This window comes from Brevibacillus parabrevis, assembly GCF_003710905.1.
GTDB classification, from domain to species: Bacteria; Bacillota; Bacilli; order Brevibacillales; family Brevibacillaceae; genus Brevibacillus; species Brevibacillus parabrevis.
This window is the reverse complement of record NZ_RHHV01000018.1, coordinates 14,096-37,568: the sequence shown is the minus strand read 5'-3', so window position 1 is coordinate 37,568 and position 23,473 is coordinate 14,096. Positions and strand designations below refer to the sequence as shown.

The window sequence follows — 23,473 nt, the reverse complement described above, 5'->3', positions numbered from 1 at the left end:
ACGCAGAAAGAAGGCGGCTTCTTATTTTTGCTTATTCTTTGATAATGGTCTGCCCCGTCAAAGCATCAACATACACCGTCGTGTCAATCTTGGCATTTGCTCCGCAGAAGCAGTGCGAGCGAGTTTGCCGGAAAGACAGGTCGTAGCCCAGTTTAAAGGTAATCGCATTCGTCTGCGCATCCCGCTGGTGAATGTAGTTCAGTTCAAGCGGCAATACGCCGAGCAACCGATCCATGGCAGCCTGCTCCTTGATCGCCTTGGAGCTTGCAGGGTACACCACGTTTTCCGGACGGTTTATGCTGACTTCTTCGATTTTGCCCGTCCATGAATTTACTTTGACCGTATACATGCCAGCTTCTTCACTCTGTCCGATTCGGTAGACCGGGACATTTCCCAGCAGTGGATCAAGAGCCAGCGAGGTGTACTTCTCGTCGCCGATATCCGTCACTCGCAGCTGGTTGCTGCCGGAAAGAACAAGCCGCTTCAACAGCATTTCCACTGTTTTGCGATCGCGGTTTTTGTCGGTTTTGGCAGCAGCCCCTGGTTCATTCGCCTGTCTGTAAATAAACTGCTGCATCTGTCCCGTCTTGGCATCTGTTACGAGCATGATGTGCTGCCCCTCAGCCTTACTGACGCCCTCTGGGAACTGGCCGATTTGGTATTTCTTGTCCTGGTCAGTTGCGTCCTTTTGGAAGTGGCCCCAGATAAAATAGCGCACAGCCTCACCGTTGTCGTGTTTCTCCTCCAAAATGGTCATCGGCAATCTTGCCGTTTCCAGTTTGAACAGGATGCGCAGCAAGTTGCGTGCCTCTTTCTCTGTTTGGGCCGTCCATTTTTCTCCTGTACCGGTTACATTTAAAATTTGCGGCAATTTGTCAGGTGCGGCCAACTTTTTACCGCTCGTGGCATCCACTGCGCTTCCTGTATGTTCATTCGCAATGATGCCGCCTTTAACGATATAGGCAAGCTGCGCTTCCGTCCGGTTTGGCTGGTCCTGCTCCGGCAACAAATAGACCAGCTCCAGCGGTCGGCTCGCCTTCCATTGCGTCAGAGCTTGTGCAGGAGACAAGACGCGTTGCGCGGAAGGAAGCGTCGCAGGATTTATTTTTTCGTACAAGCGTCCGTCAAATGTTTCAAACGCGATGATCCGTCCCGCTGCGTCAAAATTGACAAAGTTGTCGTAGGCGTCGTCCAACGCTACATTGTTTACTTTGCGGACGAGTCTGACCGTGAGTTTGCCGCCTGCGTTCGTCACTTCTCTGGCCTGATACGTGCTGCCTGATGCAGCCAAGCCCGCGACAAACGCCTGCGCCCGAGCCTTCGCCTGCTGCTCGGTAGGAAAAGCCGGCTTCGTAGCCGCTTTGGGAGCAAGTTCGAGTTTGAGCAAATTACCTGTGGCCGAATCAAAGATGGCTCCGTCTACTGCCTTGTTTGCCTCAGCAGCGGAAAGCGCAAAAGAAACCTTTGCTCCACTGACTCCGGGACCATCCACATCCCCAACGTACACAACGTGCCGTGCAGACAGTTCAGGCAAAAGGCGAACCAGTGTTTGAACCCCTTTTGTTACAGGAACAGGGACAGCAACAACTTCCTGGGCACGCGCTACTGCTCCTGACGCAGCCGCCTTGTCAGGGCTAGTGCTGGCTCCCGCAAGTGGCACCACGATCAGACTTGTCGCGGCTAATGCTCCAGTCAAGACACACAGGACCGTTTTTTTGATTTCGGACAAATGCCTCACTCCCCTTTTTTCCTCGTACATTAAGACGTTCCAGTTCCGCATAAGTTTCTGAATAGACAAACATATCAAGAAAAAAATTTTTATCGAATCCGTCCCTTTTATGAAAAAAAGGCGTGCAACATCTGTCGCACACCTTCTCTTCCCCTTTGCTCAAGCGCCTACATTCAGTTTTTCAAGCTTTTGCTTGATCAGCTCAACTACGCTGGAGCGTTTCAAATCGACAAATACGCGAGTGGTTGCATCCGGCACTACGATAATGCCCAACTGATGATGGTTGCCAGCGTAGACTGCACACTGCACGAACTTCAGCTCTCCATCGCGCGTGAGCACTTCCATTTTGCAAAAAGCCGAGTTGGCTTGCAAGGCCGGATACAAATCCGTCTTATCCCGCACAGGAATGCCGTTCACTTTCACGATGATCTCCCCTGGAGCAATCCCGATTTCTTCCGCCCGCGTGCCCGGAATGACTCCCATCACCTTGATGCCGCGCGAGGATTGGATGAAATACGGTGACCGCTGCCGCTCTTTTAGCTGACTCCAGAAAAATAACGCTTCGTGTCCGAATAACGCGAACAAAGCGGCGAGCAGAACAAGCGGCATGAACAACACCGACAAGGCGCAAAGCGCCAAAAGCCCGATAGCGTACCAGATAAGGCTTTTGGAAATTTGCTTTGCCTTGCTGCGTGGTGTCATCGTTTGGGTCATATCGGAAAAACCGGTGACCGTAGGCAACAGCAACAAGCCAAAGGAAGCAAGCTCACCCGAAAAAAACGGCCAGCCCGGATACAAAGTGCCGCTGATCGTTCCCGGCTCGACCTGAACAAACAGGGCAAGCGGAGTCAGCCAGAAAGAATGCAACAAATACGCACCGACAATGCGCCCGCGCTGCCCTTCGACAAACAGCGGCGAAGCATCTCTGCCTCCGTTCCAGCGGACGAGCATCGCTTCAATCAAATGCATGATCGCCACCAAGGCAAGCAGCGGCACTGGCTTGGCTTGCAGCAACATTGTCCAGACAGGACCGATTACCTCGACGTCTTTCAGCCCCGGAGCTACTTGGGCAATTGTGTGCAAAATCGCGAGCAAGCCTGCGGCATACGCGAAGCAAAGAAAACGTAAACGAATCAGCGCCAACAGCAGAGCCAATCCCCATAAAATCCATAAATCTTGCGCCTGTACAACTACTCCCAGTCCTGCGGCGAGAAGAGAGATGCAAAGCCCCCCTACTACGCCCATGCCTGCCGCCCGGATTGTCGAAAGGAGCGGTGTTTGCATGCGTGCGGCAAACAGCTGCCTTTCCAGGTTCATTTGCCTGCGATAGTGCAAGTAAATGAAGCCGAGAAACAGGTAAAAGACGGGGTTGAGAAAAAACGCGGCAAAGCCATATGCAATGGAAAGCATATCTGCCTGAATCGCCAAATGCCTCACCTCAAATAGAAAAAAGAAAACCACGACATGTGATTTGCCGTGGTTATCATTTCTACGGAAACAAGGGGATTCCCTGCTTCCATATTCTTGTTATTTTCATTACTTGCCGCTGACAACGTCCAGAGCCTTTTGCAATTGCAGGTCATTCTCCGGTTTGCGCATGGTCTCGCGCAAGCTGTCTTCCAGTTGACTGCGCGTGGCAGCGTCCACTTTCCCGGTTACAGGAAGCTTCTTCGCGGTTTGGAACTGCTTGATTGCCTGCTCCGTCTTCTCATCGAAGTAGCCGTCATCACGACCTGGCGACAAATTCAGTCCGGTCAGGATCAGTTGCAGATTCTTCACGTCGTTGCCCGCCATGTCCTTGGCAAGCTCCTTGTCCGCTGGCAGTTGCGTCGCATTGAAATACTCAGGCTGCGCGACTTTGAAGTCCGGTTCGATCCCTTTTTTGTGAATCCATTCGCCGCTTGGCGTAACCCATTTGGCGATAGTCAGCTTCAACTGGCTCTTGTCTGTCATTTCCATCGTGCTTTGGACAGTTCCTTTGCCGAAGCTCTTTTCACCGACCAGCTTGTAGTGTCCGCTGTCGCGCATCGCGCCCGCCAAAATCTCCGAGGCGCTTGCGCTGCCCCCGTTGATCAGGACGGTGATTGGATACGGTTTGGCCGCATCTGTCATAGAACGATACTCTTCTTTTTGCTGTCCGCCAGTACCGTACTCAATGGCGACGATGACTCCTTTTTTCGGCACGAGCACTTCGCCGATTTCCTTGACTGCGAGCAAGTAACCGCCCGGATTGCCGCGCACGTCGATGACGAGTCCGCCAATCCCCTTTTTCTCCAGGGAAGCCAATTGATCTTTGAAGTGTTTCGCTGTCTCCGTCGAGAATTGGGTAATGGCGATCACGCCAACCTTTACGCCGTTTTTCTCAAGGATTTGGCTGTTCACTGTCTCGATCGGAATATCGTCACGGATGCACACGATGTTCAGCGGTTCCGCTACGCCTGCCCGAACGACTTTCAGTACAGCCTTCGTACCTTTTGGCCCGCGAATTTTCGTCACGGCCTGGTGCAAATCCAGACCCTCCAGCGATTCGCCGTTGACGCTCAAAATCTGGTCGTTTGGTCTGAGACCTGCCCGTTCAGCCGGGGAGCCTTTGAATGGCGAGACGACGGTAACCCGTCCATTTTGCATCGTTACCTCTGTCCCGATTCCCTGGAAGGTCGAATGCAGTGTAGAGGTAAACTCTTCGGCCGATTTCGGGTCCATGTAATCGCTGTACGGATCTTCCAAAGCCCCAACCATGCCGCCGATTGCGCCTTCTACCAACTGATCGTTGGTGACGGTTTGAATGTAATCTTTTTTAATCGCTGTAAAAGCTTCGTACAGCTTTTTGAACTCCTGCGGATATTCCGAGCTTCCCGAAAACACTGTGCTGGTAGAAGCCGTCAAGGCGCCACTCTGTGTTGCGTTCGCGCTGGCTGAAGTCTTCATCAGCGCTATGGTCAAAAAGCTGCTGGCTACCATCGAAATGAGCACAAGCGCTAATACAGTACGTCCTTTCCATCTCACTACTCACGTCACCATCCTTTGTGCTACCGGCAAAAAGATATGCTGCTAGTGTATGCATTCCCCGTTAGCAATATTTGTCTGGCTGCCCGCTGCATGACTATTTCAGGTACGGCATTGGGTTGACAGCAACGTCATTTTTGTAGACGGTAAAATGAACGTGATTTCCGGTAGATCGGCCTGTGGAGCCGACTTCTGCGATCTTCTGGCCTCTCGATACAGACTGTCCCGTAGACACTTTGATTCCGCCCTCGCGAATGTGTCCGTAGAGAGTGACCAGATCAGCGCTGTGCCTGATCATGACCGTATTGCCAAAACCATTGTAATACCCGGCATAAATTACGACACCGTCAGCCGCAGCCATGATCGTCGTTCCTTTATGAGCTGCCATGTCTACACCATTATGCCCAGCTGAACGTCCTGTAAACGGGTCGGTTCGCACCCCGAAGCCCGAGCTGAAGCGAAATTGTCCGTCTGCAACCGGCAAGGCCAGCTTGCCGCCCTTGTAGCCTGTGCTCGACGCGCTCATCGCCCGCACCCGCTCCGCGTACTTGGCGGATTCTTGCTTCGTGAACTCGATCAACTGCTGTCCATACTGCTCCAGGTCTTCTTCCAGAGCAGCTTCTTTCTTCTTCAGTTCAGCCTTGACCACGAGACTGTGCTTGTACTGCTTGTCCAGTTCGGCTTTGAGTGCTTCCGCCTCGTCAAGCATCCCTGCATAAACAGTCAGCTGGTGCTCGATCTCTTTCTTTTTTGTCTCGACTGTTTCTTTGTCGCGAATATTGTCTTCTAGAATACGCGTATCCTGCTCAAGAATCAACTGCAAACCCTCCATGCGGGTCAGGAAGTCGCCGAAATCGGACGATCCGAGAAGAACGTCCAGATAGGAGACATTTCCGCGCTCGTACATGGATTTTACCCGGGTTTTCAACAAGGTTTCCCGTTTTGCCACCCGATCTTTTGCTTCATCCAGTTCATCTTGCGCATTGGCAGCCTTTTCCTTCGTTTCATTCATTTGCTGCTCCAGCTTGTCCAACTTGCTTTGTGTTTCATTGCGGCGCAAGTCGATCGTCATGAGCTGTGTTTGCAAATCTTGCTGCTCCTTTTGCACGGCACCGATTTGCTGCTCAGCTTGCTTCATTTGCTGTTGCTGCTGCTTTTTCTTCTTTTGTATTTCCTTCAACTCTCGATTGATCTTGTCCAAAGATGCTTTGCTGGCTGCCCAGCTCACGTTAGTCGGGATCGCTGAACCGGCCAAAAGGCCAGTGATCAAGAGTGTTGCTAGGATCATCCTCTTTCTCATGATACTCCTCCCACGTTTTCCAATGTTAAACTCGCAGGAAGCGGCGAACTGACACCAGGCTTCCCCAGATTCCGATAAACGCGCCAATCGCCAGCAAAGCGAGGGCTACCTGATACACCAATGGGAACAATGGCAATAGATTGAACAGTTGGGAAGCTTCAAAGCTGGAATGAATGGCATCCAGCAGGTAGTAGTAGCCAACTGCCAGCAAAATGATCGGGATTAATGCCCCGGTTACACCCATGAGCAATCCTTCTACAAAGAACGGCCAGCGAATAAACCAGTTCGTGGCGCCAACAAGCTTCATGATCTCGATTTCTCTGCGCCTTGCTACAATGGTCAGCTTGATTGTGTTGGCAATCAGGAACATGGCGGTGAAGCCCAGACCGATAATGAAGGCGATCCCTACGTTTCTTACCGTGTCAGTGGCAGCAAACAGCTTTTCGACTGTTCCTTCCCCGTAGTTCAAGCTTCTGACCGATTTCATTTGCTTGATTTGATTGGCGACAGCAGGCGTGTCCTGCGGCAGCTTCGTCTTGACGACAAACGAGTCGGGAAGCGGGTTCCCTTTTTCCAAGCCGTCAAAAAGGTACGCCTTGTCCCCCATACTCTCCTTGAACTGCTTCAAGCCTTCGTCCTTGGAAATAAACTCGACAGACTCCACTGTCGGCATGTTGCGCACGCTTTGTTCAAATTTTTGCAAGTCTTCCTTGGAAGTAAGATCCGCCATGAAGACCCTGATTTCCACTTGTTTTTCGACTGATTTCGCAAAATAGTTGACGTTCATCGCCAAAATCAGGAAGACGCCAAGAATGAACAGAGTAAACGTAACGGCACTGACTGACGCGAACGACATCCAGCCGTTCCGGTTGAGGTTTTTGACCCCTTCACGGACGTGGCGTCCCAGCGTTCTAATCTTCATAACCGTAATCCCCTCTCTGCTCATCACGGGCAATTTGTCCTGCTTCGATGGCAATGACCCGTTTTCTCATGGTGTTCACAATCTCCCGGTTGTGCGTAGCCATGACGACTGTTGTGCCGCGCTGATTGATTTCTTCAAACAGCTTCATGATCTCCCACGACGTCTCGGGATCGAGGTTCCCTGTCGGCTCGTCGGCAATGATGATGCCAGGGCTGTTCACCAGCGCCCGTGCCAGTGCCACCCGCTGCTGTTCGCCACCGGACAGCTCGCTTGGCAACATTTTCGCCTTGTGCTTCAATTTGACCAGACCCAGCACATCCATGACACGCGGCTTGATCTGTTTTGGATTGCTTTCAATTACTTCCATCGCAAATGCGACATTTTCGAATACAGTGAGTGTCGGCAACAGTTTGAAATCCTGGAAGACAACCCCGATGCTGCGGCGAACGAGCGGAATTTGCCGCTCCTTGATCCGGCTTACGTTGAAGCCGCCCAGAAAAATTTGCCCTTTGGTCGGTTTCTCTTCGCGGTACATGAGCTTGATAAACGTGGACTTCCCTGCTCCACTCGGCCCAACCACATACACAAATTCGCCTTTTTCAATCCGAATGTTGATACCCTTTAGTGCATTCGTGCCGTTCGGGTACGTTTTCCAAACATCAAACATCTCGATCAAGCAAATCACATCCTACATAGTCAGATCCTTCTATATTCTCTTGATCCTGATTTTTATTTCTCTGCCGAAATGCTGCTGATTCAGGCAAAATCGACAAAACCCCTCTTCCCTCTGGCAACCTCTGTTGTTCGATGTTGAAAAACAGCGAGATTACCCATCTTATTTATTATACCACCCTGTTTCGCGGATGGTATCCACTAAATCTCTTATTTCTTGTCGAAAGCGTCGCGTTTTCTCTTCCATCCGACACGATTTGTTACCGAAAAGTTTACGAAACGCCACCAAGCCAAACTTTTTTGGCGAAGCCTCAGCACATCGCTGGCTGGCATGCATCCGGGCAGTTCGTTAAAATGTAGCTATGCAAGACGATGAAGGAGCTGACATGATGGAAAACTTCGTTTACTATAACCCGACTCAACTCATTTTCGGCCGAGGCCAACTGGCCCATCTGGAAGATAAAGCGAAGCAGCTTGGCAGCACGGTTCTGCTCGTGTACGGCGGTGGCAGCATCAAGCGCTCCGGCCTGTATGACAAGGTTGTCTCGCTGCTTCAAGCTGCTGGCAATCGCGTGCTGGAGCTTCCAGGCGTCGAGCCAAACCCGCGTCTTGGCACTGTGCAAAAAGGGATCGACCTGTGCCGCGCTGAAGGCGTCGACTGGATTTTGGCAGTGGGCGGCGGCAGCGTGATTGACGCAGCAAAAGCAGTTGCGGTCGGCGTTCCTTACGAAGGCAACGTGTGGGATTTCTATACGCGCAAAGCAGTAGCCGAAAAAGCTTTGCCGCTCGGCACCGTCCTGACGCTCGCTGCGACCGGCTCGGAAATGAATCGCGGCAGCGTCGTAACCAACTGGGACACACAAGAAAAGCACGGGGCTGGAACTACTTTCCCGACCTTCTCCATTCTCGATCCGGAAAATACGTTCAGCGTCCCGCGCGATCAGACCATTTACGGAATCAGCGATATTTTGTCACACGTTTTTGAGCAATACTTCACGCACACGAGCGAAATTCCGCTCCAAACCCGTTTTGCCGAGGCGATCATGAAAACCGTCATCGAAAACGCCGAGCGCGTTCTGGACAATCCGCAAGATTACGACGCGCGCGCCAACATCCTGTACAGTGGGACGATGGCTTTGAACGGAACGTTGCCTGTCGGCGTGACGACTGACTGGGCTACGCACTCCATCGAGCACGCCGTAAGTGCCGTGTACGATATTCCTCACGGCGGCGGCCTGGCGATCATTTTCCCGAAATGGATGCGGTATGTGTATAAGGAGAACGTGGCGCGATTCGTCCGTTTTGCCGTGGAAGTATGGAATGTCGATCCCGCCGGAAAAACGGATGAGGAAGTGGCGCTTGAGGGAATCGCTGCTGTAGAAGCGTTCTTTGCCCGAATCGGAGCCCCTACCCGTCTCGCTGACTATCAAATTACGGACGAGCATCTGGAACTTATGGCCCAGAAAGCAACTCCTTTTGGTCCGATTGGTCAGTTCAAAACATTAACCAGTGCAGACGTCCACGAAATTTTGCGCATGTCTCTGTAAAAAATCATAGCTGCCGACCAAGGAAAAACGCCGCGCTCTCGCAAGAGTCGCGGCGTTATTGTTTCGTGTCGTGGATTTGCGGCCCGGCCAATTTGCTCCTCCACTTGTACACAATCAGCATCAGCACGGGAAGCCCGATCGAATAGGTAAAGTCGTAATACGGCCAGTATTGCGAGATGATGCTGCCATACACAACCATGTTTGGCGTAAAAATATTTGCCATGACCAACAGCATGACCATGTACGGCAACGTAAGCACAGGCATATCTTGAATGCGGAAAACGTGGCGAAGTCCCAGTTGAAAAAACACACTGTAAATCGTGATCTTGGCGTTCACAGCGATGAACCAGACCACGGCGAGAATGACTTCCAGCCGCTGAATGAACGTCCCGATCTTTATTTGCTTCGCCAGGACGTACGACGGGTACATATGGCGCGCTGTCTGGTCAGCGCCCAGTACGAGGATGCACATAAAAATAACGATCGCAAGCACCATCCCGCCCAAAAAAGCCCCTTTCAAAAAATGCCGCATCCGCTTTTGAATGGGTGAAACGTACGGCAGAATCGCCAAAAATATAACCAACTCTGAAAAAGGAAACGCAACGGAAGGGATGGCACCTGCCACAATCGGCTTCCAGCCATTTTCCATCACAGGCTGTAGCCGGGAAAGATCAGCTTGCGGAATCAGGGAAAGGATGAGCAGCACGAACAGGAAAAAGAAGGTGTAAAAATAAATTTGCGCAGAGTAGGCCACCGTTTGCAGCCCGAGCCGCACTCCGAACATGATGAGAATAACGAGCAACAGCTGAATCGCGATGCTCGGCGTGTCATTCAAAAGATACGTCCCGACAAAATCTCCTGTTTCCAAGACGTGAGCTGAGGCTGAAAAAAACGTGTACCAGACGAAGGAGAGCGTAATCATGGTGCCCAGGACACGCCCGAATAATCGATCGATAAACGAAAAAAAGCTTACATTCGGATAGCGCTTGCCCACTGCGATCAGCAGCAGCACATTGCCCAGTCCGATGACAAGCCCGATCATGACTGCAATCCAGGCGTCCTGTTTCGCGAGATCGGCTGAGATAGCCGGCAGGACAAGTACAGAATCTCCAATCGTTACGAGGGTAACCAGCATCATAAATTGTCGGGGACTGATTTTGTAATTGTCCAGCATGATGATTTTGCCCGCTTTCGACCTTATGACCTTTTCACAATTATTTCCCCATACGCCCCCAGCTAAACGCCAAGCCCCGCCTCCGCTCCCCTCAAATTCATTTTTGCATGAAAAAAACGGACAGGCTCGCTGCCTATCCGTCCTCATGCTTTAGTCAAACTGCTCGATTATGCGGGTGATCCGACATCGATCAACGATTCAATCATCACTTTTTGACTGTTTTTATCTACCCAGACGTGCGTCTCTTTTAGCTTGTTCTGGAACCAGGCAATCTGTGCTTCTACCTGATTGCGCGCTGTACCGCCCAGCACGTTGCGGGCATTTACGACCGTCTCTACTGCCAGCGCATCGTACACGTCTGCCCCGATCACGCCCGAGAAGCTTTGGAACTCCTCCAGAGTCAAGTCGAGCAAATATTTTTGCTGCTCGATGCAGTACAGAACGGTTCTGCCCACGACTTCATGCGCCTGGCGGAACGGCATGTTTTTGCGCACCAAGTAATCCGCCAAATCAGTCGCATTGGAGAAATCGTTGGTGACAGCCTGACGCATGCGTTCTGTTCTCACCTGCATGGTCTGGATCATCGGCGTGAGCAGAGCAAGAGCGCCATGAATCGTCGCCACGGTATCGAACATGCCTTCCTTGTCTTCCTGCATGTCTTTGTTGTACGCCAGCGGCAAGCCTTTGAGCACAGTCAACAAACCAAACAGATTGCCGTACACACGGCCCGTTTTTCCGCGCACAAGCTCGGCGACATCCGGATTTTTCTTCTGCGGCATGATGCTGGAACCTGTGCAAAAGGCATCATCCAGCTCGACAAACGAGAACTCCTGGCTGCTCCAGATGACGAGCTCTTCACACAGACGGGACAAATGCGTCATCAAAAGCGAAGCGTCAGCCAAAAACTCGACGATGAAATCGCGATCGCTAACCGCGTCCATGCTATTTTGATAAATGCCGTCAAATTGCAGCATCTCAGCCACAAACGTACGGTCGATCGGGAACGTCGTGCCTGCCAGGGCACCGGCGCCAAGTGGCAGCACATTCACGCGATTCCACGTCTCGGTCATCCGCTCGATGTCACGCTGAAGCATCGAAACATACGCCATCAGGTGGTAGCCGAACAGGACAGGCTGCGCACGTTGCAAATGCGTATAACCCGGCATGACGGTATCAAGGTGCTGACTGGCTTGCGCAAGCATCGCTTCCTGCAGGTACATCGCCAACTGGATGATCTCCATCAGCTTCTCTCTGAGGTACAGGTGCATATCCAGGGCAACCTGATCGTTGCGGCTGCGTCCGGTGTGAAGCTTGCCCCCCACCGGACCGATTTCCTCAATCAGCATTTTCTCGATATTCATATGAACATCTTCGTGCGCGACCAAAAACTCGGCCTGCCCACGCTCGATTTTGTCTTTTACTTTTTTCAAGCCCGCGATGATTTGACGTACTTCCTCCATCGGCAGGATGCCGCACTTGCCCAGCATGGCAACATGAGCCAGGCTGCCGACGATGTCCTGACGCCACATCTTCTGGTCAAAAGAGATAGAAGCTGTATACTCTTCTACGAGCTGATTCGTCGGCTTCGTGAAGCGTCCTCCCCACAGTTTCATTGCGTGATCGCATCCTTTTCATCCAAAATCTTGATCGCCGTATTTTTGTTCTCATGCAATACGCCTTCGTTCACTTGCGCGTATACTTTTGTCGGCAATCCCCACAGCTTGATGAAACCAAGCGCTGCTTTGTGATCGAACTGATCGCCTGCATTGTAAGTAGCCAGCTCGTGGCTGTAGAGTGTCGAAGCAGATTTGCGGCCCACTACAATCGCATGTCCTTTGTGCAGCTTCACGCGAACGACACCTGTTACGTGCTTTTGCGTTTCTTCGATGAACGCCTGAACGGCATTGCGGATTGGCGAATACCACAGACCTTCATAGATCACTTGCGCCATTTTTTGCTCCACAATCGGCTTGAATTGCGCTACTTCACGAGGCTGCGTCAAAAATTCCAGCTCGCGGTGCGCGAGAATCAGGGTAGTCGCAGCAGGTGTTTCGTACACCTCGCGGGATTTGATGCCCACCAGGCGGTTTTCTACGTGGTCGATGCGGCCTACGCCGTGGTTTCCGGCAATTTTGTTCAGCTTCAGGATCAGTTCGGACAATGGCAGTTCCTCGCCGTTCAGCGCAGTTGGCTTGCCCTGGACAAACGTGATCTCGATTTCTTCCGCTTCTTCTGGAGCGTCTGCGATTGATTTCGTCAGATCGTACGCACCTTCTGGCGGCGCTGCCCACGGATCTTCCAGAACGCCGCACTCGCAGCTTCTGCCCCACAGGTTTTGGTCAATGCTGTATGGATTGTCCAGATCAATCGGGATCGGGATATTGTTCTTTTTCGCATATTCAATCTCTTCGTCGCGAGTCCAGCCCCATTCGCGAACAGGCGCCACGATTTTGATATCCGGATTCAAGGCAGTGAAGGATACGTCGAAACGCACCTGGTCGTTTCCTTTTCCTGTGCAACCGTGCGCTACCGCTACAGCGCCTTCTTTTTCTGCGATCTCAACCAGCACGCGAGAAATCAGGTAACGCGACAAAGCCGACACGAGCGGGTATTTGCCTTCGTACATCGCATTTGCTTTCAGGGCAGGCAGGACAAATTCTTCTGCGAATGCTTCCTTCGCATCAACAACGATGGATTTGAGCGCTCCTACTTGAAGTGCTTTTTTCTGGACGAAATCGAGGTCTTTGCCTTCCCCTACATCCAAAGCAACCGCGATGACGTCAAAATTGTACGTGTCTTGCAACCATTTAATTGCTACCGATGTATCTAAACCGCCAGAGTAGGCCAAAACAATTTTATCTTTTGCCATTATTCTCTCTCCCCGTTTCAAGTGATCTCTTATGTGAGTAATTATACAAACGAGTTAATAAAAATACAACCACTTTTCGCATTTATTTGCGAGATTTTCACAGACAAAATTAGTCAGCCGTTTTTTACCCGAAAAAGCGGCAAGCTACCCGCTTTTTCCACATGTGCCATTCGCCAGTTCCCATCGCATAGGCGTTTTTCGCCATTTTATCGCGCTCTGAGCCGATCCAGACTTGCCGCTTGTGCCTTTTGTATAGGCGAAAAATTCTGTTTATTCAAAACCGACTCTGTGCTGCCTCCCGCTCGCTTCTCGCCCGCTTTTTGGCGTGCATAAAACTGTATTTATGCATAGAAAAGTGTATTCATGCGAAATGAAGCTGCGGCGACGATAGGAATGACTCCCATTCAGGGAGAATCCATATAGTTATACGCTTTGGGACTTTCAAAGCCGGATGGGAGGAACAGATGAAGCAAATTTTTCTGGTGCGCCACTGCCAGGCTACAGGCCAAGAACCAGAAGCGGCGCTCACTGAACGTGGAGCGGCCCAAGCCGAGCAGTTGGCATCTTTTTTTGCCGCTTACCCGATCGACCGCATTATCTCCAGTCCGTATCGGCGGGCGCTGGCTACGATCGAGCCATTTGCTCGCAAGCAAGGCATCCCGATAGAAACGGACGAGCGCCTGGAAGAACGTGTGCTTTCCAGCGTGCCTCGCCCTGACTGGTATGAGCGGTTGCGCGATACGTTCGCTGACCTTTCTCTCAAGCTGGAGGGTGGCGAGTCCAGCCAGGAGGCAATGGATCGGGCCTGCGCAGTCATCCACGAACTGTTGCAAAGCGAAAGCGACCAGACTTTTGTGCTTGTCACACACGGCTGTCTGCTCGCCCTCGTCCTGAAAGCTTTCGACGAGCGGATTGGCTTTTCCGACTGGGAGCAGCTTCGCAATCCAGACGTATTTCGCCTCACACAAAGACGGGAAAAATGGCAGCTAACCAGGATCGAGCTGTAGCTGAGCGTGCGTCCAAACAAAAAACAGTTACAAGGGCCAGGTTCAAAACACTGTGCCTCTTGTAACTGTTTTTTTAGTTTGCCGCTTCTTCGGCAAGCGCAAATCATAAATTCACGGCCTGTTCGGCTTCATTCCAGTATCTCTACACGAGCGCTGCCAAAACTGCTTTTTGCGCGTGCAAGCGGTTTTCAGCCTGATCGAAAATAACCGAGCTTGCGCCGTCAATGACTCCCGCGCTCACTTCTTCGCCACGGTGCGCTGGCAAGCAGTGCAGGAACAAGTAATGGCGATCCGCATGTGCTACCAGTTGCTCGTTCACCTGGTACTCGGCGAATGCTTTCAGGCGCACTTCGTTTTCTTCTTCAAAGCCCATGCTGGTCCATACGTCTGTGTAAACAGCGTCTGCCCCTGCGACTGCCTCTACCGGGTCATGCGTCACGATCATTTTTCCGCCGCTCTTTTTCGCGTACTCGACCGCTTTTGCTACGATGGCAGCATCCATCTCATAGCCAACCGGCGTTGCCACGCGCACTTCGAGTCCGAGCAAAACGGCTGCCAGAACGAGCGAGTTGGCTACGTTGTTCCCGTCGCCCACATAGGCGAGCTTGACGCCTTTGAGCTTGCCTTTGTGCTCCCAGATCGTCAGCATGTCAGCCAGTGCCTGGCATGGATGGTACAAATCCGTCAAACCGTTGATGATCGGAATAGAGGCGTGTTCAGCCAACTCTTCCACGTAAGAGTGCGAGAACGTGCGAATCATGATCGCATCGACGTAGCGCGACAATACTTTTGCCGTATCGCTGATTGGCTCTCCGCGTCCCAGTTGCAATTCCTTGCCGCTCATGAACATTCCGAGCCCGCCAAGCTGGTGCATCCCCACTTCAAAGGAAACGCGCGTACGAGTCGAAGCCTTGTCAAAAATCATGCCCAACGTCTTGCCTTGCAAAGGCGTAAACGGCTGTCCCAGCTTTTGCAGCTGCTTGATGTGTGCCGCAAGATGGAGCAACTCCATCAATTCTTCACCGCTGAACTCATCGACACGCAAAAAGTCTTTTCCTTTATGCTTTTGCAGGGGCAAGTTTTGAAAGTGTTCCAATATCTTCACTGGCTGCATGAGAGCCACCTCTTTTCATCATAATGGACTTCACATATAACGAGAATGTATCTGTTGCACAGAACAGCGGAACTCCTTGCTGCACCATGCGGCTGCGCAAGGCAAACCCTCTTCTGCCCTGTTGGTTTCCTTTTGTAGCGGTAATCAGCGCAAAGGCTGCCTGCTCTTTTTGCAGCAATTGATTCCAGGCCGCTTCGTCTTCCACGACATGTTTGACCGAAACGCCAGACGCTGCCAGCCATTCGGCCGTACCAGCCGTTGCCGCTAGAGCCGCTCCTTCTGCTTGCAGCTGTCCGATCAGCTTGCCGACTTCTTCCTTTTTGTCCGCGTCAGTTAGCGAGACCATGACCAGCTTGCCTGTTTGCCAGTCGCCGTACAGATTGTCCTTGAAGGCAAACGCTTTTCCAGCCGCTTCCTCAAACGTCCGTCCCAGTCCCAACACCTCTCCGGTAGACTTCATCTCAGGACCGAGAACCGGGTCCACGCCATTCAGTTTGATCGTGGAAAAGACAGGTGCTTTGACGACGGCAAATGGAATGTCCGGCAGCAAGCCTGTTCCGTATCCCATATCCGCCAGCTTTTCACCCAATTGAGCCTTTACAGCCAACTGGACCATCGGGATGCCTGTCACCTTGCTCGTGATTGGCACGGTACGCGATGCACGCGGGTTTACCTCCAGCACATACACGGTATCCGTGTCGATGACGAACTGGATGTTGATCAGACCGACCGCTCCCATTTCACGGGCGATCGCTTCTGTATAGCTGGCGATTTTGCTCTTGATTTCAGCAGATAGGGCTGGAGCCGGGAAAAGCGCCACACTGTCACCAGAGTGAATCCCCGCTTTCTCCACGTGTTGAAAAATTCCCGGGATCACGACAGACTGCCCATCGCAAACCGCATCAACTTCGGCTTCCCGACCTGGTACGTATTTATCGACCAAAAGCGGGAAAAACGCGCTGCTTTGCGGATGATTCAGCCATTCACTGATCGTCGCTTCCAGCTCTGCGATGTCGTGTACAACCACCATTCCTTGTCCGCCGATGACGTACGAAGGCCGCATCAAAACAGGGAAGCCAATCTCTTCTGCGATCGCGGTCGCATCTTCCAGAGACGACACCCCTTTGCCCGGGATGTGCGGAATGTCGAGCTTGCGCAGCATGGCGTAGAACAGCTCGCGATCCTCTGCCCGTTCAATGGCAGCCAGTGACGTGCCCATTACCTTCAGCCCGGCCTGTTCCAGCTTTGCCGCCAGGTTGATCGCTGTTTGCCCGCCAAACTGAACCATGACTCCTTCCACCTGTTCACGTTCGGCAACGTGCAGCACATCTTCCACATGCAGCGGCTCAAAGTAAAGGTGGTCAGCCGTTTCATAATCCGTACTCACAGTTTCCGGGTTGTTGTTTACGACGACAGCGGAAATTCCGCTTGCTTGCAAAGCTTTCGCGGCGTGGACAGAGCAGTAGTCGAACTCGATGCCTTGCCCGATGCGGATCGGGCCGGAGCCGAGCACCAGAACTTTTCGTCCGGTCAATGTCTCGACTTCATCTACTCCTTGCCAATCCGAATAGTAGTACGGTGTCTGTGCGTCGAACTCTGCCGCGCACGTATCCACAATTTTATAAGTAGGCGTAATGTTCGCTTTCTCGCGCTGTTGTTTGATTTGCAAAGGCGTTGCTCCGGTCAGCGAAGCGATTGTTTCATCCGCAAAACCGAGACGTTTGGCAGCCAACAGCAGCTCTGTGGAGAGTGTGCTGCTGTCGTGAGCAGACAGCTCGACTTCCATGTCGACGATTTTGCGCAAGCTCCGCAGGAAAAACGGATCTACCCCTGTCAGGCCGTGCAACTGTTCTTCTGTGAACCCTTTGCGAATCGCTTCGGCAAAAACGAACAAACGGATATCAGTCGCATCCTGCAAAGCTTGAGCCAGCTCTTCATTCGTCCAGGAAGCAAGCTCCGGGCGAGACAGGTGTGTGCAGCCTTGCTCCAGCGAGCGAACGGCCTTCAACAAGCCAGCCTCCAGATTGCGGGCGATGGACATGACTTCGCCCGTTGCCTTCATCTGCGTACCCAGCTTGCGGTCAGCGTGCGGGAACTTGTCAAATGGAAAGCGCGGAATTTTTACCACGATGTAGTCCAAAGCAGGCTCAAAGCTGGCATACGTGTAACCCGTAATCGGGTTGATCACTTCGTCCAGCCCATAGCCCAATGCCAGCTTGGCAGCGATCCGCGCAATCGGATAGCCTGTCGCCTTGGAAGCCAACGCACTCGAGCGGCTCACCCGCGGGTTGACTTCGATCAGCACGTAGCGGTCAGAATCGGGATCGAGGGCAAACTGGATATTGCAGCCGCCTACTACGCCCAGCGAGCGGATCACTTTTGTCGAAGCGCTGCGCAACATTTGATACTGACGGTCTGTCAAAGTTTGCGATGGCGCCACGACGATGCTGTCTCCCGTGTGGATACCCACCGGGTCCAAATTTTCCATATTGCAGACGATGATGCAGGTGTCGTTGGCATCCCGCATGACCTCGTATTCAATCTCTTTCCAGCCTTTTACGCTCCGCTCGATCAGCACTTGCCCGATCGGGCTGGCTGCGATGCCGCCCGCCGCAACTTTGCGCAGAGCAACTTCATCCTCAGCGATGCCGCCCCCTGCTCCACCCAATGTATAGGCAGGACGGACGATGACGGGATAGCCGATGGAGTTGGCAAATTGAATGGCCGCTTCTACGGATTCCACTGTGTCGCTCTCGGGAACCGGCTCTCCGATTTGTTGCATCAACTGCTTGAACAGTTCACGGTCTTCCCCGTTTTGAATGGCGGCAAGCGGCGTTCCCAGCAGCTGTACCTGATACTTTTCCAGGACTCCCGCTTCCGCCAGGGAAACGGCGAGATTCAGTCCGGTCTGTCCGCCCAGTGTAGGCAAAAGGCCGTCCGGGCGCTCCTTGGCGATAATCTCGGTCACCGATTCCACGGTGAGCGGCTCCAGATACACTTTGTCTGCTACTTGCTCATCTGTCATGATCGTCGCCGGGTTGTTGTTCACCAGCACGACCTGCACGCCCGCTTCTTTCAACGAAAGGCAGGCTTGTGCTCCGGCGTAATCAAATTCGGCCGCCTGACCGATAACGATCGGGCCAGAACCGATAACCAAAACTTTGTGAATGTGTGGCAATTTAGGCATATCTCTTCGCTCCTACTACACGCATCGATTGCAAGAATTGGTGGAATATATGGGAAGTATCGCTCGGTCCGGGATGCGCCTCCGGATGGTACTGCACGCTGAACACGGGCAGACTCACATGGCGCAGCCCTTCTACCGAGCCGTCATTTACATTTCGGTACGACACGGCCAACTGGCGTTTGTCCAAAGCTTCTTCCTTGACGACGTATCCGTGGTTTTGCGAGGTCATGTATACTTTGCCCGTCATCATGTCCTTCACCGGATGGTTGCTTCCGCGGTGGCCATAAGCAAGCTTCTCTGTTTTGCCGCCGTACATCAGCGCCAGCACTTGATGGCCCAGACAGATGCCAAGTGTCGGGTACTGCTCAACCGCTTTTCGCCATTCGCTGCAATACGCGAGCAGATGCTCCGGATCTCCAGGGCCGTTGGAAAACAGCAGCCCGTCTGGCGCAAGCGCGTTGATTTGGGCAAATGTCGTATCAAACGGCACCACCGTGACACGGCACCCCAGTTCCAGCAGCGAATCGAGAATCGATTTTTTCATTCCGAGATCGACCAGCACGACATGCTCGCCTGTACCCGGGTAACGCTCGATTTGATTCGTGGAAACGTTCGCTACCAATGATTTTTTCGCATGCTTGTAGCGCAGTGACGCCACTTCAGCCGCTTGCATAGGCTGATCGGAAATCACACCGAAGACCGGACCATTTTGCCGCACGCGCTTCGTAATGGTTCGGGTATCGATTCCGGCCAGGATCGGAAAGCCGAAGTCTTCCGCCGCCTGGGCCAGTGTCTTGGTCGACTCGTAATGGCTAGGCTCTGTGCACAGCTCGCTGACGATCATTCCCGTCAATGCCGGCTTGGCTGCTTCATAATCTTTTTCATTGATCCCGTAGTTCCCGATCAATGGATATGTGAAGGTGACGATCTGTCCCGCAAAGGAAGGGTCAGTCATGACTTCCTGATAGCCCGTCATCCCTGTATGAAAAACCACTTCTCCGAATCCGTTAATGGGAGCACCGTAAAGCTGTCCTGCGAATACCTCGCCGCTCTCCAACGTGAGGTATCCCGTTCCCAGTGATTGATTCTCTCTGTTCATCCGTGAAGCCACTCCTCTCCAATAGGCACGTCTAGACGCCAACTGGCGCATATGATCAGGTGAATAATTCATTCACTTGTATACCGTTCATACCGAGAATTTATGCAACTCTTTGTATTAATATACATTCAACATTATAAAAATGCAACGAGTTTTTTGACTTCCGCAACTCGTTGCATTTTGGCAGAACATGCACTCTTTGCTGTTAGGCTTGCTCCAAAGCCTCTCCGAATACAGCCATTGCCTGCTTTACTTCCTCGTCCGTCGTAACGAAGGAAGGGAGCAGACGCAAAACTTGCGGCCCTGCCGTCAGGAAGATGACTCCTTTTTCCCGTGCATACGTCACGATATCGCCCGCCGGGATAGTCAGCTCTACGCCCAAAAGCAGCCCTTTTCCACGCACGGTGACGATCTTGTCAGGATGCTCGGCCTTCAATTTTTCCAGCTCTTGCGTCAACACTTGATGGATATGCGCTACCTGATCGAGGATTTGTTCTTCTTCCATCGTCGCAAGCGTAGCGATTCCTGCTGTCGCTGCCAACGGGTTTCCGCCGAATGTCGTTCCGTGCGTCCCTGGCGAAAATGCTTCTGCCACTTCTTTTGTAGCAACGACTGCGCCGATCGGGAAGCCGCTGCCCAAGCCTTTTGCCAAAGAAATCGCATCCGGCTTGACTCCATATTGTTGAAAAGCGAACCATGTGCCAGTTCGGCCAATGCCCGTCTGAATTTCGTCGACCAAGAGCAACAATCCGTGCTCATCGCACAAGTCACGCAGTGATTTCACCCAGGCTTCCTCTGCCGGGTGCACGCCGCCTTCGCCCTGAACCAGTTCCAGCATGATCGCGCACGTCTTGTCGTTAATCGCGGATTGAACCGCCGCGAGATCGTTGTACGGTACTGTGACGAAGCCCGCAGGCAAAGGCAGGAAACCATCCTTGACCTTGTCCTGGCCTGTCGCTGTCAATGTCGCCAAGGTACGTCCGTGAAAAGACTGCGCAAACGTAATGACCTCGTAGCGATCCTCGCCTTTCACTTTTTGCGCATAGCGGCGAGCAAGCTTGATCAAGCCCTCATTCGCCTCGGCCCCGCTGTTGCAAAAAAACGCCTGATCCAGCCCTGACAGGCGGCTCAGCTTTTCCGCCAAAATTTGTTGCTGCGGAATGTGCACCAGATTAGAACAATGCCACAGCGTATCCAGCTGTTCGTGCAGCTTGGCTGTCACTTTTGGCGGGACGTGCCCCAACGAAGTGACCGCGATGCCTGAGGTAAAATCGAGATAGGCTTTCCCCTGATCATCCCACACTTGATTTCCTTTGCCTTTTACCAGGCTGATTGGCCATCTTGCATAGTTATTCATAACATGCAATGGCGCTGTCACTGTACTCATGTCTTTGCCCTCCTTAATTGGCGTGATTTACATTCATTCTGACCGTTGTACCGACTGTCTCCCCTGTGCAGACGCCGAGCAAGTCTTCCGCTGTTCCCCTGCAAATGACGACCTGATTGACGCCTTGACCGAGTGCATCCAGTGCTGCCTGAACCTTCGGAATCATTCCGCCAGTAATGATTTGGGCCTCGATCATCGCTTGAATCTCTTCTGTGCTTGTTTGAGCGACAATTTCTTTGGTGCCATCTGCTTGCGGCCGCATGATCCCTGGAACATCTGTTACCATGATCAGCTTTTCCGCAGAAAGTGCTGCCGCGATTGCGCCCGCTGCTACATCCGCGTTGACGTTGTACGTATCCACCCCGTTATCGCTCACGGACAGCGGAGCAATGACCGGAACGTAGCCTTTTTCCAGAATCGCAGCCGGAATGGCCGTATCGGCTTTCGTAATCTCTCCTACCCAGCCCAGCGGTTTGGACGTTTTTTGCGCCACGAGTGTCTGTCCGTCGATTCCGCTCACGCCCCATGCCTTGGCGCCCGCTTGGGTCAAGCGCCGCACGAGTAGCTTGTTGATGCTTCCGCACAAAATCATTTCCACGACGCGCAATGTATCTTCGCAAGTCACGCGCAACCCGTCGACAAACTGCGGCGTGATTTGCACGCGGTCCAGCATGCTGTTAATCGCAGGCCCCCCGCCATGCACGATAACGATCTGCTTGCCTTCCTGTTGCAGCTTCGCAATCGCCTGAAAAAAAGAGTCCGGCAACTGATCCATCGTGCTGCCGCCGCATTTGATAACGACTATCCCCTGCATCGCTTTTCCTCCTCTACGGGAATACCGGAACGAGCGGCAAACCCGTTTTTTCTGGCATTCCGAACATGACGTTCATATTTTGCACCGCTTGGCCTGCTGCCCCCTTCATCATGTTGTCGATCACGGACAGCAAAACGACCCGACCCGTACGCTGATCTACATGAATGGCGATGTCGCAGTAATTGGAGCCGTACACTTCCTTCGTATGCGGATAGCTTCCCGCTGGACGTACACGGACAAACGGTTTGTCAGCATAAGTCGCTTCGTACAGCTCCTGTATTTGCGCCTGGCTTACCTCCTGGCTCAGTTGACCGTAAGCCGTGACCAAAATCCCGCGCGTCATCGGCACGAGGTGAGGAGTAAACTGCACGATCGTCTCCACGCCGCTCTGCTTGTGCAGCTCCTGCTCAATCTCTGGCGTATGCTGATGGCTGCCTACTTTGTAAGCATGGATGCTTTCGTTGATTTCGCTGTAGTGAACGCCGAGCGAAACACCTCGGCCTGCCCCGGAAACACCTGACTTGGCGTCAACGATCCAACTGTTCGGCTTGACCCACCCGCTTTTCATCAAAGGAATCAAAGCGAGGAGTGCCGCTGTCGGATAGCATCCCGGATTGGCAATGAGGCTGGCACCTGCGACCTGCTCCTGATTCCATTCCGTCAGTCCGTATGCCGCCTGCTCGACAAAGCTGGCTGGCGCTGGCTCTTTTTTATACCAGGCTTTGTATACATCGCCCTTCTCCAACCGAAAATCGCCGGACAGATCGATCACCTTCACGCCGCTCTCGACGAGTTGTGGAGACAATCCGGCGCTGACCCCCGCAGGCGTGGCCAGAAAAATCAAATCATTCGCTTTGCTCATGCTGTCCGCATCAATAGGCAAAAGCTTTGGCAACCCCAGCCCGCTTACATGCGGAAACGTTTTTTCCAGTCCCTCTCCATCCGCCGAGCTTGAATATACATTTGCTATTTCAACTTGAGGGTGGCCAGCCAGCAGACGAATCAATTCCGCTCCGCCGTAACCAGTTGCCCCAACGATTCCGACCCGAACCATGAACCTCTCCCTTTCTTTATATCCGTTTTTGTATTTTTATACATGAATGATAATAAAAATTCAGATGAAATACAACTGGCAAATCTGTATGCGCTAATTTTTCTGCTGGTGCTCAGCCTTAATTGGTTCTTCGCCAGCATGAATTTTTATAAGTCCCTAGCAATAAAAAAACGCCCGGATATTCTCCGAGCGCTTCGTTCTTGCCGTTATTTACTTTTTGTCAGCAAGCCAAGCTGCGATGTTTTCCGCGTCTGTCCCTTTTACCAGTCCAGGCGGCATCGCGCCCTTGCCTTTGTTCAACACTTCCAATATCTGATCTTTTGTCAGTTCCGAGCCAATCTTTTGCAGGTTGGGACCAACTGCGCCCTCCAGCGATTGGCCGTGGCACCCGGCACAGGTGTTTTTAAACAGCGTTTCTGCCGTTGCAGCATCGTAGCTGCCGGATGGAGCCGTGGTGGAAGGCGATTCAGTAGCCGGCTTCTCAGCAGGGGGTTGCGTCTGCTGATTGCCGCCGCCACAGGCGCCTAGCGAGAATGTGAGTACAGCCGCAAGCAGGGTGAACGGGATGCGTTTCAAGGCTGTTCCCTCCTTA

The 23,473-nt window shown here is 52.5% G+C and carries 18 protein-coding genes; 2 read left to right on the top strand and 16 right to left on the bottom strand.

The annotated features are described in order from the left end of the window. Positions 1 to 31: 31 nt before the first annotated feature. The 6 genes from EDM60_RS23460 to ftsE form a co-directional block, all read right to left on the bottom strand. Positions 32 to 1,738: a hypothetical protein gene (locus EDM60_RS23460; RefSeq protein WP_122966105.1), complete on the bottom strand. Its 1,707-nt coding sequence runs from the start codon at positions 1,736 to 1,738 to the stop codon at positions 32 to 34. Between the two features lie 150 nt (positions 1,739 to 1,888). Continuing rightward, positions 1,889 to 3,157 carry a PDZ domain-containing protein gene (locus EDM60_RS23455; protein WP_122966104.1) on the bottom strand — a complete coding sequence of 423 codons (1,269 nt, stop codon included), beginning with the start codon at positions 3,155 to 3,157 and terminating at the stop codon, positions 1,889 to 1,891. A gap of 108 nt (positions 3,158 to 3,265) precedes the next feature. Continuing rightward, complete coding sequence (locus EDM60_RS23450) at positions 3,266 to 4,735, bottom strand: S41 family peptidase (protein ID WP_122966103.1); 1,470 nt, start codon at positions 4,733 to 4,735, stop codon at positions 3,266 to 3,268. A 97-nt stretch (positions 4,736 to 4,832) separates the two neighbouring features. Next, positions 4,833 to 6,035, bottom strand: coding sequence for a murein hydrolase activator EnvC family protein (locus tag EDM60_RS23445; protein WP_122966102.1), 1,203 nt, complete (start codon positions 6,033 to 6,035; stop codon positions 4,833 to 4,835). 25 nt (positions 6,036 to 6,060) lie between these two features. Beyond that, on the bottom strand, positions 6,061 to 6,957 hold the full coding sequence (ftsX, locus tag EDM60_RS23440; RefSeq protein ID WP_122966101.1) for a permease-like cell division protein FtsX: 897 nt from the start codon (positions 6,955 to 6,957) through the stop codon (positions 6,061 to 6,063). Further along, positions 6,947 to 7,633 (bottom strand): cell division ATP-binding protein FtsE, encoded by a 687-nt coding sequence (ftsE, locus tag EDM60_RS23435; RefSeq protein ID WP_063229295.1) that lies wholly within the window; start codon positions 7,631 to 7,633, stop codon positions 6,947 to 6,949. The genes ftsX and ftsE overlap by 11 nt, the downstream gene beginning before the upstream one ends. 385 nt (positions 7,634 to 8,018) lie before the next feature. On the opposite strand from ftsE, the gene EDM60_RS23430 reads away from it, so the two are divergent. Continuing rightward, positions 8,019 to 9,176: an iron-containing alcohol dehydrogenase gene (locus EDM60_RS23430; RefSeq protein ID WP_122966100.1), complete on the top strand. Its 1,158-nt coding sequence runs from the start codon at positions 8,019 to 8,021 to the stop codon at positions 9,174 to 9,176. A gap of 55 nt (positions 9,177 to 9,231) precedes the next feature. Here EDM60_RS23430 and EDM60_RS23425 read toward each other — a convergent pair whose 3' ends face one another. The 3 genes from EDM60_RS23425 to EDM60_RS23415 form a co-directional block, all read right to left on the bottom strand. Continuing rightward, positions 9,232 to 10,350, bottom strand: a complete 1,119-nt coding sequence (locus EDM60_RS23425) for a GerAB/ArcD/ProY family transporter (protein WP_122966099.1) — start codon at positions 10,348 to 10,350, stop codon at positions 9,232 to 9,234. A gap of 167 nt (positions 10,351 to 10,517) precedes the next feature. Further along, entirely contained in the window at positions 10,518 to 11,963 is a 1,446-nt protein-coding gene (gene argH / locus EDM60_RS23420; RefSeq protein WP_122966098.1) for an argininosuccinate lyase, read from the bottom strand. After that, positions 11,960 to 13,219, bottom strand: coding sequence for an argininosuccinate synthase (locus EDM60_RS23415; RefSeq protein WP_063229292.1), 1,260 nt, complete (start codon positions 13,217 to 13,219; stop codon positions 11,960 to 11,962). Before EDM60_RS23415 ends, argH begins: the two co-directional genes overlap by 4 nt. A gap of 464 nt (positions 13,220 to 13,683) precedes the next feature. Here EDM60_RS23415 and EDM60_RS23410 point away from each other — a divergent pair, with 464 nt between their 5' ends. Then, positions 13,684 to 14,226 carry a histidine phosphatase family protein gene (locus EDM60_RS23410; protein ID WP_122966097.1) on the top strand — a complete coding sequence of 181 codons (543 nt, stop codon included), beginning with the start codon at positions 13,684 to 13,686 and terminating at the stop codon, positions 14,224 to 14,226. Positions 14,227 to 14,368: 142 nt separating this feature from the next. Here the strand turns inward: EDM60_RS23410 and argF are convergent, their stop codons facing one another. From argF to cccB, 7 genes are all read right to left on the bottom strand, one after another. Next, positions 14,369 to 15,340 (bottom strand): ornithine carbamoyltransferase, encoded by a 972-nt coding sequence (gene argF / locus EDM60_RS23405; RefSeq protein ID WP_122966120.1) that lies wholly within the window; start codon positions 15,338 to 15,340, stop codon positions 14,369 to 14,371. Next, on the bottom strand, positions 15,285 to 18,527 hold the full coding sequence (gene carB, locus EDM60_RS23400) for a carbamoyl-phosphate synthase (glutamine-hydrolyzing) large subunit (protein WP_122966096.1): 3,243 nt from the start codon (positions 18,525 to 18,527) through the stop codon (positions 15,285 to 15,287). The genes argF and carB overlap by 56 nt, the downstream gene beginning before the upstream one ends. Then, on the bottom strand, positions 18,520 to 19,626 hold the full coding sequence (locus EDM60_RS23395; RefSeq protein ID WP_122966095.1) for a carbamoyl phosphate synthase small subunit: 1,107 nt from the start codon (positions 19,624 to 19,626) through the stop codon (positions 18,520 to 18,522). The genes carB and EDM60_RS23395 overlap by 8 nt, the downstream gene beginning before the upstream one ends. Positions 19,627 to 19,831: 205 nt before the next feature. Continuing rightward, positions 19,832 to 21,013, bottom strand: a complete 1,182-nt coding sequence (locus EDM60_RS23390) for an aspartate aminotransferase family protein (RefSeq protein WP_122966094.1) — start codon at positions 21,011 to 21,013, stop codon at positions 19,832 to 19,834. 13 nt (positions 21,014 to 21,026) lie between these two features. After that, the gene (gene argB, locus EDM60_RS23385; RefSeq protein ID WP_122966093.1) at positions 21,027 to 21,827 is read right to left on the bottom strand and encodes an acetylglutamate kinase; all 801 of its coding nucleotides are present in this window, start codon (positions 21,825 to 21,827) and stop codon (positions 21,027 to 21,029) included. 13 nt (positions 21,828 to 21,840) lie between these two features. Then, positions 21,841 to 22,881, bottom strand: a complete 1,041-nt coding sequence (argC, locus tag EDM60_RS23380; protein ID WP_122966092.1) for an N-acetyl-gamma-glutamyl-phosphate reductase — start codon at positions 22,879 to 22,881, stop codon at positions 21,841 to 21,843. Between the two features lie 210 nt (positions 22,882 to 23,091). Next, entirely contained in the window at positions 23,092 to 23,457 is a 366-nt protein-coding gene (gene cccB, locus EDM60_RS23375; protein ID WP_063229284.1) for a cytochrome c551, read from the bottom strand. Positions 23,458 to 23,473: the final 16 nt, after the last annotated feature.

Coding starts and splice junctions, on each gene's coding strand:
- argC (WP_122966092.1), bottom strand. CDS start 22,881: ATGGTTCGGGTCGGAATCGTTGGGGCAACTGGTTACGGCGGAGCGGAA.
- EDM60_RS23410 (WP_122966097.1), top strand. CDS start 13,684: ATGAAGCAAATTTTTCTGGTGCGCCACTGCCAGGCTACAGGCCAAGAA.
- argB (WP_122966093.1), bottom strand. CDS start 21,827: ATGCAGGGGATAGTCGTTATCAAATGCGGCGGCAGCACGATGGATCAG.
- EDM60_RS23390 (WP_122966094.1), bottom strand. CDS start 21,013: ATGAGTACAGTGACAGCGCCATTGCATGTTATGAATAACTATGCAAGA.
- EDM60_RS23415 (WP_063229292.1), bottom strand. CDS start 13,219: ATGGCAAAAGATAAAATTGTTTTGGCCTACTCTGGCGGTTTAGATACA.
- EDM60_RS23425 (WP_122966099.1), bottom strand. CDS start 10,350: ATGCTGGACAATTACAAAATCAGTCCCCGACAATTTATGATGCTGGTT.
- argH (WP_122966098.1), bottom strand. CDS start 11,963: ATGAAACTGTGGGGAGGACGCTTCACGAAGCCGACGAATCAGCTCGTA.
- carB (WP_122966096.1), bottom strand. CDS start 18,527: ATGCCTAAATTGCCACACATTCACAAAGTTTTGGTTATCGGTTCTGGC.
- EDM60_RS23445 (WP_122966102.1), bottom strand. CDS start 6,035: ATGAGAAAGAGGATGATCCTAGCAACACTCTTGATCACTGGCCTTTTG.
- argF (WP_122966120.1), bottom strand. CDS start 15,340: ATGCAGCCAGTGAAGATATTGGAACACTTTCAAAACTTGCCCCTGCAA.
- EDM60_RS23395 (WP_122966095.1), bottom strand. CDS start 19,626: ATGAACAGAGAGAATCAATCACTGGGAACGGGATACCTCACGTTGGAG.
- ftsX (WP_122966101.1), bottom strand. CDS start 6,957: ATGAAGATTAGAACGCTGGGACGCCACGTCCGTGAAGGGGTCAAAAAC.
- EDM60_RS23430 (WP_122966100.1), top strand. CDS start 8,019: ATGGAAAACTTCGTTTACTATAACCCGACTCAACTCATTTTCGGCCGA.